Origin of the sequence: Kitasatospora sp. NPDC001261 (assembly GCF_042896795.1) — a bacterium.
Classification (GTDB): domain Bacteria; phylum Actinomycetota; class Actinomycetes; order Streptomycetales; family Streptomycetaceae; genus Kitasatospora.
In genome coordinates, this window is the sequence record NZ_JBIAXP010000024.1 from 36,766 (window position 1) to 49,768 (window position 13,003).

At 74.5% G+C, this 13,003-nt stretch carries 11 protein-coding genes; 4 read left to right on the plus strand and 7 right to left on the minus strand.

Annotation, left to right across the window (positions count from 1 at the left end; translation table 11 throughout):
- Positions 1–81 precede the first annotated feature (81 nt).
- From ACFY4B_RS29185 to ACFY4B_RS29195, 3 genes are all read right to left on the minus strand, one after another.
- Positions 82–447 (minus strand): hypothetical protein, encoded by a 366-nt coding sequence (locus ACFY4B_RS29185; protein WP_074005273.1) that lies wholly within the window; start codon positions 445–447, stop codon positions 82–84.
- Between the two features lie 376 nt (positions 448–823).
- On the minus strand, positions 824–1,033 hold the full coding sequence (locus ACFY4B_RS29190) for a hypothetical protein (protein ID WP_117486873.1): 210 nt from the start codon (positions 1,031–1,033) through the stop codon (positions 824–826).
- Positions 1,034–1,117: 84 nt separating this feature from the next.
- Positions 1,118–1,702, minus strand: a complete 585-nt coding sequence (locus ACFY4B_RS29195; protein WP_387972842.1) for a CGNR zinc finger domain-containing protein — start codon at positions 1,700–1,702, stop codon at positions 1,118–1,120.
- Positions 1,703–1,791: 89 nt separating this feature from the next.
- Here ACFY4B_RS29195 and ACFY4B_RS29200 point away from each other — a divergent pair, with 89 nt between their 5' ends.
- The gene (locus tag ACFY4B_RS29200) at positions 1,792–3,468 is read left to right on the plus strand and encodes an FAD-dependent monooxygenase (RefSeq protein ID WP_387972845.1); all 1,677 of its coding nucleotides are present in this window, start codon (positions 1,792–1,794) and stop codon (positions 3,466–3,468) included.
- Here the strand turns inward: ACFY4B_RS29200 and ACFY4B_RS29205 are convergent.
- Entirely contained in the window at positions 3,416–3,952 is a 537-nt protein-coding gene (locus ACFY4B_RS29205) for a DUF1707 domain-containing protein (protein WP_387972848.1), read from the minus strand. The genes ACFY4B_RS29200 and ACFY4B_RS29205 overlap by 53 nt on opposite strands.
- Positions 3,953–4,148: 196 nt before the next feature.
- On the opposite strand from ACFY4B_RS29205, the gene ACFY4B_RS29210 reads away from it, so the two are divergent.
- Positions 4,149–5,387, plus strand: a complete 1,239-nt coding sequence (locus ACFY4B_RS29210) for a serine hydrolase domain-containing protein (RefSeq protein WP_387972851.1) — start codon at positions 4,149–4,151, stop codon at positions 5,385–5,387.
- A 51-nt stretch (positions 5,388–5,438) separates the two neighbouring features.
- Here the strand turns inward: ACFY4B_RS29210 and ACFY4B_RS29215 are convergent, their stop codons facing one another.
- Positions 5,439–6,440 carry a S41 family peptidase gene (locus ACFY4B_RS29215; RefSeq protein WP_387972854.1) on the minus strand — a complete coding sequence of 334 codons (1,002 nt, stop codon included), beginning with the start codon at positions 6,438–6,440 and terminating at the stop codon, positions 5,439–5,441.
- A gap of 90 nt (positions 6,441–6,530) precedes the next feature.
- Between ACFY4B_RS29215 and ACFY4B_RS29220 the strand changes: the two genes are divergently transcribed.
- A complete protein-coding gene (locus tag ACFY4B_RS29220) occupies positions 6,531–7,145 on the plus strand; it encodes an ArsR/SmtB family transcription factor (protein WP_387972857.1) in 615 nt (204 codons plus the stop codon).
- A gap of 36 nt (positions 7,146–7,181) precedes the next feature.
- On the opposite strand, the gene ACFY4B_RS29225 is transcribed toward ACFY4B_RS29220, so the two are convergent.
- A complete protein-coding gene (locus ACFY4B_RS29225) occupies positions 7,182–10,691 on the minus strand; it encodes a hypothetical protein (protein WP_387972860.1) in 3,510 nt (1,169 codons plus the stop codon).
- 249 nt (positions 10,692–10,940) lie between these two features.
- Between ACFY4B_RS29225 and ACFY4B_RS29230 the strand changes: the two genes are divergently transcribed.
- Positions 10,941–12,413 (plus strand): cytosine permease, encoded by a 1,473-nt coding sequence (locus ACFY4B_RS29230; protein ID WP_074005266.1) that lies wholly within the window; start codon positions 10,941–10,943, stop codon positions 12,411–12,413.
- A gap of 37 nt (positions 12,414–12,450) precedes the next feature.
- Here the strand turns inward: ACFY4B_RS29230 and ACFY4B_RS29235 are convergent, their stop codons facing one another.
- A complete protein-coding gene (locus tag ACFY4B_RS29235) occupies positions 12,451–12,741 on the minus strand; it encodes a winged helix-turn-helix transcriptional regulator (RefSeq protein WP_387972863.1) in 291 nt (96 codons plus the stop codon).
- Positions 12,742–13,003 lie beyond the last annotated feature (262 nt).

Below are 13,003 nucleotides of genomic sequence, written 5' to 3' on the forward strand. Positions count from 1 at the left end.
CTCCGCTGGACCCGTCACCGGTGGTGGCACGTCGGCCCCCTCCGATCTCGGAGGGGGCCGGGGAGTCGCTCCCGGTCCGGATCAGCAGCCGATGTAGCGCATGCTGAGGCCGGTGATGTGGGTGCCCGAGGGCGCGTAGAGGGTGATGGCGCGGGACTTGCCCTTGCCGCCGGCCCAGTCGCTGTCGACGTGGCCGCCGTTGGAGAGGCTGCCGCGCACGTACGGACAGCGGCCGTCCGCCTTGGTGTCGTGCACCGTGCCGACGACCTTGGAGTTGTAGTTGCACCACTTGCCGTTGGCGTAGCCCTCGCCGGAGCTGATGCTCCAGTTCTGGGTGCACGAGTCGGCGGGCGGCGCGGCGTGGGCGCCGACGGCCGGGAGCAGCACGGCGGCGAGGGTCAGAGCGGCGACGGCGGCTCCGTGGACGGCGAGACGGCGCTTGGACATGGCGGTACCTCCACACGGGGTTCACGGTGGGCATCCGGAGGCCGGGGTGGCGGGGCGGCAGGACATCGGCGGCGGCGCACGGAGCGCGGCACGACCGGCGCCCGCCCTCGGCGTTCCACCGAGCGTGACGTATTCGAACGACCGTCGTCAACGCCGGAGTCGGCCACGAGCGGCGGCGGTCCACCCCTGCGGCACCGGGGTGGTACGGACGCCCCAAGGGGTACGTCCCGCACCATGGGGGTGAGGTCGGATGGTCGTCCACGTGCGCGAACCTCGGCCCGAGGTTCGCCAGTTGGGCGCCGGACAGCCACCGGGGCCGACGGTGAGCGGGTCCGGGCGGGCCGTTCCGCTGACGCCTCCCGGACGGGCCGACTGGTCACAGGGGCCCGGTATCGATCCTGACGAGGGTCTGCCGCACGGTGCCGTCCGGCTCGTACACGGTGCGGTACAGGTACGGGACGCCCGAGCCGTCGAACACGGCGATGCCGTCCTCGACGACCGCCCGCTGCTCGGCGATGGCCCGGAGCCGGCCGTCCGAGTCCGGCGGCAGCTCCGGCTGCGGGGGGCGGCGGTGTCGCCCGGCCATGGCGGCCCTCACTTTCGCTCTGTGCGGGCCACCCTCCAGGGGCCCTCCGGCGGCAGCGTAGACCCGGCGGTCAGCACCAGTCCTCTAGCCCTTCTGGGCGCGGTGGGCGGCGACGCGGACGCGGGTGGCGCAGCGGGGGGTGCAGTAGCGCTGTGGGGTGCGGCGGCCGGTGTCGATGAAGAAGCGTCCGCAGCCCGGGGCGGCGCAGCGGCCCCAGGCGCAGGTCCCGCGTTCGCTGAGCCACAGGCCGAGGGCGAGGGCGGCGGTGGAGAGCAGCCAGTGGGTGAGGCCGGCGTCGGCGGGGGCGCGGGTGTGCAGGGACCAGGGCCGGCCGGGGAGGCGGACCAGGCGGGGGCGGGGCGGGTGGCGGTCGAGCAGGGTGTTGATCAGGTCGGCGGCGTGGTCCGGGTCGTCGGTTTCGAGGACCGCGGTCACCTCGGCGGTGGCCTGGCGCAGTTCGCGGGCGTCGGCGTCGGTGAGCCGGAGGGGCGGGCCGCCGTGGCGGTCCAGGAGGGCCTGGAGTTCGGCGGCGCCCGTGTCGGGGTCTTCGCGGACGGTGTTCGCGAGGTCGGTGAGGAAATGGAGGCCGCGGGGGTTGCCGTCGTCGCCGTCCTGGAGCCGGGACTGGGGTTGGGGTTGAGGCTGGGACTGGGACTGGGACTGCGCCATGGGGGGTCGCCTCGCGAGGTCTGGGAGGGTGCCGTCCGGACCATGGTAACGTCAAAATGACCCAGTAGGCGTTACTGAGGAGTGGTGGCATGCGGTACCCCGGGGCCACACCCGTGCTCATCGTCGGCGGCGGACCGGTCGGCCTGACCCTGTCCGTCCTGCTGTCCGGCCACGGCGTGCCGCACCTGCTGGTCGAGGCGCACCCGGACACCTCGCGCCATCCCAAGGCCCGTGGGGTGTCGGCGCGTTCGATGGAGCTCTTCCGGCGGTGCGGACTGGAGGAGGAGGTCCGGCGGGCCGGGCTCCCGGCCTCGCAGGTGTTCTTCTACCGGGGCCGCAGCCTGGTCGACCCGGACTTCGTCCGCACCGGCGTGGCGGCCGGCACGCCGGAGGACGCCGAGCGCACCCCTGCCCCCGGGCTGATCTGCTCGCAGGACGCCCTGGAGGCCGTCCTGCTCCGACGGGCCCGCCAACTCGCCCCGGACGGCGTCCGGTTCGCCACCCGTCTGCTCTCCCTCACCCCGCGGGACGGACACGTCCAGGCCCTGCTGGAGGACCGCACCACCGGCGAGCGCCACACCGTGCGCGCCGACTGGCTGGTCGGCTGCGACGGCGCGTCGAGCACCGTCCGCACGGCGGTCGGCATCGAGATGGCGGGGCCGACCGGCCTCGGCCACTTCCTCAGCATCCGCTTCGAGGCACCACTCGGCGAGGTGGTGGCCGACCGCGCCAGCGCCTCGTACTTCCTCACCGAACCGGGCCGCGGCGGCTTCCTGGCCGTCGACAACGACCGCCGGTGGATCTACCAGTACCCGTACGACCCCGAACTCCCGGGCATAGACGCCCTGTTGGGCGACCACCGGGCACTCGCCCGGCTGGTCCGGGAGGCCGCCGGACTGCCCGGTCTGGCCGTCACCGTCCAGGACACGATGACCTGGCGGATGGACGCCCGCCTCGCCGGGGCCTACCGCCGCGCCCGGGTGCTGCTCGCGGGCGACGCCGCCCACATGGTGCCGCCGACCGGCGGGCACGGCATGAACACCGGCATCGGCGACGCGGACAACCTCGCCTGGAAACTCGCGGCGGTCACCGCCGGGACGGCCGGCGAGGCCCTGCTGGACACCTACGAGGCCGAGCGCCGCCCGGTGGCCCGGCAGGTCATCGACATCTCGCTCGCCAACTCCCGTGCCCGCGCCGGGTACCGGATCGACGACGAGCTGCTGCTCACCGCCGCCTACCGCTCGACGGCGGTCCTCGCGGACCCGACAGCCCCGGAACGGCCACCCCTGGATCCGGACCGCGAACACCCCGACGGCACGCCCGGCACCCGCCTCCCCCACCTCCGCCTCCCCGGCCCGCCCGGGGCCGCAGCCACATCCACCCTCGACCTGGTCGGGCCGGGCTTCACCCTGTTCACCACGGCCACGGAGGACGCCGGCTGGCAGCACCAGGCGGACACCGCGACAGCGGCGGGACTGCCGGTCACCGTACACACCCTGGCGCCCCCCGACTGGGCCCGCGCCACCGGCCTTCCCGCCACCACCGGCGGCGCCGCCCTCGTCCGCCCGGACGGCCACATCGCCTGGCGGGCGCAGCAACCACCGGCCGGAGAAGGCGAGTTGCTCACCATCCTGCGGCGCTTGCTGTCCGCAGCGCAGGCAACCAGCCCCTCGGTCCAGCCAGAGAGAGCACCGACCTCGCCGACGCCGCCGCTCAGCGCCGGGCGTGCCGGATCTTCAGACGGCCGAAGCCGGTGGTCCCGGTGATCCGTATCGTCGGGTTGCCCACGGATGAGCGGCGGGGAGGCGTGTAGCGCACGTCCTTCCAGCCTCCCTGGAGGCCGTCGATGTTGACGACGGCGTCGCGCGGGACGGTGATCTTCGCACTGCCGGTACCGAGCCCCAACTCGATGTCGATCACCGGATGTTCGATGACCGCCTCCGACAGGTCCAAGTGCACCCGCCCGAAGGCCGACGCCACCTGAAAGCTGCGCGGAACCCGCCAGGGGCCGCGGCGCACCAGGCGCCCGCTGACGGCGGCGATGGTCGGGACCGCTCCCTGGTCCGGCTCGGGGAGCGAGGCCAGGGGCGGCGCGAGGTCGGAACGCGTCTTCGCGGTGAGCACCTGGTGGAGACGGTCGTCCATCTCCTCGCGCGAGATGTGCCCTTCGGTGAACGCCTCTTGCAGGCGCTCCACGGCATGGTCGCGTTCAACGTCGTTGATCGGCAGGTTGTCCGGCAGAGCGGTCACCGTCCTACTCTAGTCCCGCTCCGGGGGCGGGCCGCGGTGTAGGACCGGCTCAGCCCGCAGGGCGACGCCCAACTGGCCCGACCAGTCCCGGGGAGGACACGGCGCGGCACCTCCGGTGGATGCCCGGGCGGGAACCCCTCCGGCACGCTCGGTACGGGGGCGGCGATGCGCGCCTGCCCCGGGAGGGAAGCAGCCCATGTCCGACGTGACGACACCTCCGCGCACCCTGAGGCGCGGCCTCCGCTCGGCGGCCGCGCTCCTGGCCGCCGCCGCCCTGCTCGGCGCCGGTGCCACCCCGAGCTTCGCCGCACCCCCCGGCCGCCTGCCGGTCGATGCCCAACCGGCAGGCGAGCAGGGAACGTTGGCGACTGGCAGCGCCGAGGCCACCGCACTGCGCACCACGCTCCAGGGCATCGTCGACACCGGTTCCTCGGCAGCCGTCGGCGAGGTCCGGCAGGACGGGCGGACCGTCTGGCGCGGGCGGGCCGGCGTGGCCGACCTGGCCACCGGCACGCCGGTACCCGAGCACGCCCGGTTCAGGATCGGCAGCGTCACCAAGACCTTCGTCGCCACCGTCCTGCTCCAGCTCTCCGCCGAGCGGCGCATCGGCCTGGACGACCCGATCGACCGTCACCTGCCCGGCGCGGTCCCGAACGGATCGTCCATCACCGTCCGCCAACTCCTCGACCACACCTCCGGGTTGTACAACTACACCGATGCGCCCGGCCTGGATCCCCAGGACGAGTCCCAGTACCTCGACTGGCTGGCGGGACCGCGCTGGCAGACCTACCAGCCGGCCGACCTGCTCGCACTGGCCAACCGCAACGCTCCGTACTTCCCACCGGGACAGGGCTGGCACTACTCCAACACCAACTACCTGCTCGCCGGCCTGCTCGTCGAGAAGGTCACCGGCCACCCCTGGCAACAGGAGGTCGACCGGAGGATCATCCAGCCGTTGGGACTGCGCGACACCGGCATGCCCGGCCGCTCCGTCCGGCTGCCCGGCCCCCATGCGCACGGCTATGTGAAGCTCTCGACCGGGCCGGTGGACGTCACCGAACTCAACCCGTCCGTCATGGGCGCCGCCGGGCAGGGCATCTCCAGCGCCGCCGACCTCGACCGCTTCATCGCCGCCCTGCTGGACGGCCGGCTGCTGCGGCCCGCCGAACTCGCCGAGATGACCAGGAGGACGGACGCCGGCCCAGGACGCGGATACGGGCTGGGGCTGGCCCGGTTCGACACTCCCTGCGGCGTGTTCTGGGGTCACAGCGGAGACCTCCCCGGCTACTCGACGATGGTCGCCGGCACCGCGGACGGCCGACGCCAACTGGTGCTCTCCCACAACCCGTACGACCGCTCCGACCCGCGCGCCGCCAAGTCCGCGGTGACGGCCTTCCTCACCACGGCCGCGTGCGGGGCCAACCCCGGACACTGAACCACTCCCGGGACGCAGGACCGGCGCAGCGCCGGACGCCAGGGCCGGAGGTCAGAGCCGGGCGTCCGGCGGCGTGGGGTGGTCGTCCGCTTGGCCGTGGAGGGCCTGCCGGGCCTCCTCGGCCGACGGGGTGTCGCCGCCGAGCCGGGCGATGTCGGCCAGTGCGGCGCGGTGGGCCGTCTCGTGGGCCCGGGCCGGGTCGGTGGCGGTGTCCGGGATGACGCCGGTGCCCTCCCAGTTGCCGCCGGACACCGGGTTGATCGAGCGGGCGGTCGGGATGGTGGCCTCCAGGTGGGGGTGGAGCGTGAAGCCCCGGCGGGGGTTGGCGCCGCCGCCGGAGGCCTCGCCGACCACCACGGCGCGGCCGCGCTGCTGGAGGTCGTACGCGAGCGCCTCGCCGCCCGAGAAGGTGGCCCCGCTGATCAGCACGTAGAGCGGCTTGCTGCCGCCGAAGCGCGGGCCGGGTGCCGGCGCGGGGCTCCAGAACTGCCGTTCGGCGTCCTCCTCGCGGTCGTAGATCGTGCTGAGGTGGGTCGGGCCGTCGAAGAGGTGGCCGCAGATGTGGGCGACCGTGTACGGGTCGCCGCCGACGCACTCGCGCAGGTCCAGGACCAGGGCCTCGGCCCGCGCGACCAGGCCGAGCGCGGCGTTCAGCGAGTCGCCGGTCATGTCGAGCGGAAAGAGGATCGGCGCGAGCTTCAGCAGGGCGACGCCGCCCTCCAGCCGCTCGATCCGGGGTACGCCGCCGAGCGAGAGGTCGGCGGCCCGCGCCAGTTCGGCGAGGACGGCGCCGTCCTCCTGCTCCGTCGGGATCGCGTGCGGGTGGAACTTCAGCCGCAGGTGGCCGTCGCCGTTGACGGACTGGAGGTCCTCGGTGACCAGCCGGCCGAGCGTCTCGGGGTCGCCGGACTGGTGGTAGCGGCCCTTGGACAGCGCGTCGTCGAGGCCCAGGGCGATCCGCTCGCCGATCTCGGGGAAGACGTAGAGCCCGGCCGTGAGCCGGCTCACCTCCGTGACGATCCCGGTGATCTCGGCCGACTGGAGCTGCGCCATCTGCTGTCCCCCGCTGGTGATGCTCGGTCAGGTCGCGACGAGTAGAGCACGCGGCTTGCGAAAGCGTCAAGAAAATTGGACGCTTTACGCATGGACGACCAGCAGCGGGAAGACCGGCCCCAGGAGCACGAGCCCCACGACCCCCAGCCGGAGGGCCACCAACCCGAGGACCACCAGCCCGAGGACCACGAGCTGACCATCGAGAGCCCGCAGCAGTACAAGGCGCTCTCCCACCCGCTGCGCCAACGGCTGCTGCTGGCACTCGGCGGGCAGCCCGCCACGGTCGGCCGACTGGCGGCGCTGCTGGACAGCCGCAAGGGCACGGTGGCGCACCACCTCAAGGTGCTGCAGGAGGCCGGCGTCGTCCGCATCGTGGAGACCCGGAAGGTGCGCGGCGGCAGCGAACACCTCTACCAGCGCACCACCCGCCGGATCGCCGTCACGGAGCGTGGCGCCGGACGCGACACCGGACGCGACGCCGGGCCGACCACCGCCCTGCTCAAGGCGGTGGCCGAGGAGTGCGCCGACGCCCCGCAGGAGCCGGTACTGGTCCTGCGGCACCTGCGGCTGACCGCCGACCAGGCCGCGCGCCTCGGCGCCACCCTCCAGGCCCTGGTCGCCGAGGCCGCCGAGGCCCCGCCCGGCGAGCCGGTGCACGGCGTCCTGGTGGCGCTCTACGAACAGGCCGCCGGACGCGACGGCTGACCGCCGCGCCCCTACCGGCCCCGCTCCCCCGCTCTCCTACTCCATCGCCGTCCGTACCGCCAGGGCCGCCTCCCGGACATCCGGCTGCGGGTGGCGGCGCAGGGTGCGGAGCAGTGCTCGCCACTGCGAGCGCCAGCCGGTGCGCGGACCCAGGGCATGGGCGAGACCGACCGCGAACAGGCCTTGGGTGTGGCCGCCGTGGGCTGCGAGCCGTTCGGTCACGGTGTGCAGGACCGCCGGGTCGCCCGGGCGGCGAGGCGTGTTGAGCCGGCTCCGCAGGGCCTCGGCCGTGCGGGCGGCCAGCACCGGGCGGTCACTGTGCAGGGCGGCCAACCGGTCCAGCTCGGCGAGGAGATGGTCCTGGGTGGTGTCGAACTCCAGGGTGGCGGTCAGGAGTTGGACGGCCTTGGGTATGAAGTCAGGTTCGGTGGAGAGGAGTTCGGCTGCCTCGCCGACCGCCTTCAGGCCCTCCGCCGACGGGTGGTCGGCCACGCCGGCGGCGAGCCGGGCGACCAGGTGGTCGATCCGCTGCCGGGCCGGCCGGTCCCGGTCGGCGGCCGCGTCCAGTCCGCCGCTGCCACCGTCCCCGTCCACGTCCCCGTCCTCCCGCTCCGGGGCTCCCGCGGCCGACGCCTCGCTCGCCAGCAGCTGCGCCAGCGCCTCGGTCAGCCGGCGGCCCGTGCCGCCGACGGCGAGAGCCGCCAGGCCGGCTGCGGCGGCCCGCCAGGAGGAGCGGTTGGCGAGGTCGACGGTGCCCGCCAGCAGCAGCTCCTCCGCTTCGGGGTACCAGGGCGACCAGGCGGCCAGCAGGTCGAGCGCGACCTGGGCGGTGTGCGGGTCGTCGCCGCTCGCCACCCGGGCCACCAGCGCGGCGTAGCGGGGGCGGTCGGTGGTCGGCAGGTCCAGCGGCCGGGTGCGCAGCACGGCGGACCGGGCCACGGGGGCGCCCGTCGCGGCGTCTTCGAGCAGCCGCCAGGCCGCGGGTGCGGGGAGCAGGTCGACGGTGGCGGCCACGACCGCAGCCCGGACGTCGCGGTGCTGGCCGGGCAGGTCGTGGGCCTCGGCGAGGAGTGCGCCTGCGGTGTCCACCGGCAGCAGCCGGGCGGCCAGCCGCACCAGCTCCTTCCGGCTGGTGACCTTCGCCCCACCGCCGCCGGCCGCCCCGCCGCCGGCCGCCCCGCCACCGGCTTCCGCGGCCCCGTCCGCCGCCGGCAGCAGCACCGCCCGCAGCATGCCCGCCAGTCGCGACGGCGCGACGAACCCGGCGGCCCGCCCGGCCGCGTACAGCGCGACCCGTGCCCGGTCGTTCCCGGCCTGGGCGAGCAGCAGGGGCAGTGCCTCAGCGGGCCGGTCGGTCCAGATCAGGGCTCCGAGCGCGGCCTCGGCGAGCACGGTGTCCGGGGAGTCGACGTACGGCCGGACGGTGGCGAAGCCGCGCTCGGGGACCGCCACCACGGTGCACAGGTGTCCGGCCCGTACCTGCCGGGGCAGCGAGGCGTCGGCCGCGGCCTCCGCCAACAGGCGTGCGGCGGCGGCCTGTTGTCCGGGTGTCCAGCCCTCGATGCCGTCGACCGGCGGCAGCCAGTGCGTCCCCGCCGCCAGGAAGCGCCCGTACGGCGGGGTGTCGGCGAGGACGGTGTCCAACAGGTCGGTGCGCCCGCGGGCCAGTACCCGGAGCACCGGCGGCAGGACGGCGGCCGACGGTTCCAGTTCCAGCACCCGGGCCACCCGCTCGCCGCGGGTGGCCGGGTCCGCGAGCCAGTACCGGACGGCCTGGATGAAGGTAGCGTTGTCGCCGAACTGGATGGCCTCCCAGAGGAGTTCCTGCAGTTCGGGCAGGTGGTGGGCACGCCGGCCCAGGGCTCCGGCCAGGGCGAAGGTCAGCGTGTGGTCGACCCGGTCCGCGCCGGCCGCCAGCCACGGGCGCAGCGCCTCGAAGACCTGTGCCTCCTGTCCGCGCCGGAGCACGGTGTCCAGTCGGCCCAGCGGAACGCTGCCGAGCATCCCGGAGAGCTGCCGCAGGGCGGCCAGGGCCCAGCCCAGCAGCGGCTGTTCACCGCTCACCGCGTGCTCCCGCAGGACGGCGAGGGCGAGTTGCGAGAGCGCTCCGCGGGTCTGCCAGGAGGTGTCCCGGGCCTCGACGGCGTCGGTGACGATCCGGCCGAGGGCGGCGGCCGCCGCCTCCCCCCGGAAGAGCGCGGGCGGGACCTCGGCCAGCGCGACCAGGGCCGGGGAGCGGACCGGATCCTGCTCGTTGCGCAGCCGCAGCAGGTCGTCGAGGAGTTCGCCGACGGCGGCCGGCTCGCCCGACCGGGCCGCGTTGCGGACCAGCAGCGGGTAGGCCAGCGCCCGGTCCTCCGCGGCCGGCCGCCGGGTGGCGGCGAGCAGCCGCGGCCGGGCCTCGGCCACCGGCAGGTGGGCGACGTGGGCCAGCACGACCGACCACGCGGCGCCGCGCTCGGCGGCCTGCGCGGCCATCCGCCGGGCCTCGGCCTGCGCCCGTCGGCGGGGCAGCGCGTCGAGCACGGCCCCGGACAGCTCGCTGCGGCTGAGGTCCCGGTCCGCGGTGACGAGGTCGTAGAACGCCTCGCGCCGGGACGGCGGCAGGGCGCGCAGCAGCCGGGCGAGCCAGATCGGGGCGGTGCTCCAGGCCCGGCCGAGGTCCGGCAGCTCGGGCGGGTCGAACCGGGCGACCCGGGTCAGCGCGCTGCGGGAGATCGACGCGGTGGCCGCGCGTTCGGGCGGCGTGATCAACCGGATGGTCCGGCCGGGCGCGGCGGTCAGCAACCGGCCCAGGCACCCCTGCACCGGCTGCGGCAACCACGTGGGGCAGTGGCGTTCCAGCAGGTCCAGCACCCGCTCCGGTCGGTGCCCGGCGGCGGCCGCCAGGACGTCCGCGTTGCGCTGCCACCAGGCGGGGCGGGCCGGCTCGGGCAGTTCGGCGAGCTGGCGGGCCACCTCGTCCAGCAGCAGGTCGGGGTGGCGGCGGGCCAGGACGCTCCAGCGCGTCACGGCGAGGAACAGCCCGGGCAGGTACCGGGCGACGGTCTCGGGCCCGCAGCCCGGCAGCAGCCGGGCCGCCGCCGCGTCCCCCCACGCCTGCCGGACGGGGAGCAGCAGCCGCTCCGCCAGCGCGGTGCGCCCGCGGGCGACGATCAAGGTGGTGAGCCGGTGGCGCAGGACGGCGGGCGCGTCGGCCATCGCCGCGGCCAGCAGCTCGTCCGCGACCGGCAGGTGGAGTGCGGCCTTCAGGGCCTGGCGGCTGACCGCCGGGTCGGGATCGGTGAGCCGCGCGGCGACGAAGGCGCCGTCCCCGGCGATCGTGGCGGCGACTCCGGCCAGCCCTCGGCCGTAGGCGCCGCGCTTGTCGAGTTCCGACAGCAGCGGGCCGAACCGCTCCCGTCCGTCGCCCTCGTTCGGTCCCTCCGCTGCCCGTTCCTTCGTCCAGGCGGCGAGGCGCCGCATCCGGGCGGGGTGGGCGAGCGGGGCGAGCTCGGCGAGGAGGTGGTCGACGGCTTCGGCCGGGCTGTGCGGTGCACTGGACATGCGGGCCATTCAACAGGCCGGCCGCCCCCGCGGTCGCAGGGTTTTCCGGGTGGACCGGTTGTACGAACGTGCCCGGCGGTCCGGGAGCGGGAGGCGGGTGCGCCGGCCGCCGCCTCCCGGACCATCGGCGCCAACCGCTCTGCGTCCAGAACAAAGTAGGATGATTCGACTCCCGCTACGCGCGAAGAGTTCCACAAATATCTTATTTGACCGATTTACCTCCCGCTTCACACGCACGGAGCCACCCTCATGGACAATCCGTCCACCGACGCCAACGACGGCGCGATCGAGACCCGCGGCATTGAGCCTGTCCCCGACCACGAGCGCCGGGGCAGAGTCCGCGAGCTCTTCCCGACCTGGGTCGCGGCGAACATCAGCGTCCTGCTCCTCACCATGGGTGCGGCCCTGGTGGTGTTCAACCACTTGAACTTCTGGCAGGTCCTGGTCGTCGCCGCGTGCGCCGCCCTCATCTCGTTCGGCATGGTCGGCGTGCTGTCGGTCTCCGGGAAGTGGGGCGGAGCCCCGGGCGCGACCCTCTCCCGGGCCACCTTCGGGGTACGCGGCAACCTCTTCCCCGGCGCGATCCTCTGGATCGCCCGGTTCGGCTGGGAGACGATCAACGCCGTCACCGGCGCCTACGCCGTGCTGACCGTCCTCGACCTGGTCTTCGGCGTCAAGAGCAACACCGCGCTGATCGTGATCACGCTCTTCGCCTTCGTCGCCTGCACCTTCCTGGTCTCCGGAATGGGCCGGAAGGCGCTGAACGTCTGCAACACCTGGTCGACGTACCTCTTCGGGGTCTTCAGCGTGCTCGTGCTGGGCTACCTGGTCGCGACCATGAACTGGAGCGAGGTCTTCTCCAAGCCCGCGGGCACCACCGCGATGATGATCGCCGGGATCGGCACCATCGCGGCCGGCGGCATCAGCTGGGTCCCCACCGGCCCGGACTTCGCCCGCTACCTGCCGCACGCCGCCTCCGGCCGGAAGATCGTCGGCGTGACGGTCTCCGGCGCCGGCCTGGTCATGGTGCCGATGGTGCTGATGGGCGCCGTGATGGCGGTGGCCTCGCCCGGCCTGGCCGAGGCCGCGGACCCGGTCTCCTTCCTCGGCGACCTGCTGCCGACCTGGCTGGCCGTGCCCTACCTGCTGACCGCGATCGTGGGCATGCTGCTGATCAACAGCCTCTCCATGTACTCGGCCGGCTTCACCGCGCAGACCATGGGCGTGAAGCTGCCGCGCGCCATGGCCGTCAGCATCAACGCCGTGATCTCGCTGGTCGGCGGCCTGCTGCTGATGCTGGTCGCCAAGAGCTTCCTGGGCTCGTTCATCACCTTCCTGATCCTGCTCGCCGTCTCCTTCTCGGCCTGGATCGGCGTCTACGCGGTGGACATGTACCGGCGCCGCTCGCGCGCGGTGCGCTACGACGCCGCCGCGCTCATGGACACCAGCAGGAAGAGCCGCTACTGGTACACGGGCGGCTTCTGCTGGCAGGCGATGGTCTCCTGGGTGCTCGCGCTGCTGGCCGGGCTCGCCTTCACCAAGTGCGACTGGTTCGCCGGCCCGCTCTCCGGAACCTTCGTCGGCAAGTACGGGCTCGCCTGGGCGGCGACCATCGTGATCTCCGGCGTGATCATGGCCGTGCTCCCGACCCCCCGGGAGAACACCTCCGGCACCGACGAGCAGCCTGCCGAGCAGGCCGCTGAGCAGGCCGCCACCGTCTGACCGCACGACCACGCCCCCGGACCGCCCGGCGGTCGGCTCACCCGAGCCGACCGCCGGGCGGCTCCGTTTCGGCGGCCCACCGGTGGCTCCAGGCAGTGAGCGGGCCGAGGGCGGTGACGAGGTCGGCGCCGAGCGGCGTGAGCCGGTAGGCGTCGTCGTGCGGGGCGAGCAGCCCGGCCTCGGTCAGCTCGGCGATACGGGTGCTGAGCACGCTGGAGGACATCCGCTCGCACCGGCGCTGGAGATCACGGAAGCCCGCCGGGGCCTGGCTCAGCTCCCACAGGATGCGCAGCGTCCAGCGCCGGCCCAGCAGGTCGAGCGCGGCCATCACCGGGCGGCCCCACCCTCGCCCCGCAGGCCGGACTCACCCCCGAACAGCTCCGGGCGACCGCCGCCGACGATCCGGAGGCGGCCGGCGCCGCCTGGTCCCCCCGGCAGTCGGCCCTGCTCGCCGCCGTCGACGAGCTACACGACACCGCCCACCTCTCGCCAGCCGCCTGGGAGGCCCTACGCCCGCACTACGACGACGCCCAGTTCCTGGAACTCCTCGTCCTCACGGGCTGGTACCGCACCATCGCCTACCTCGCCAA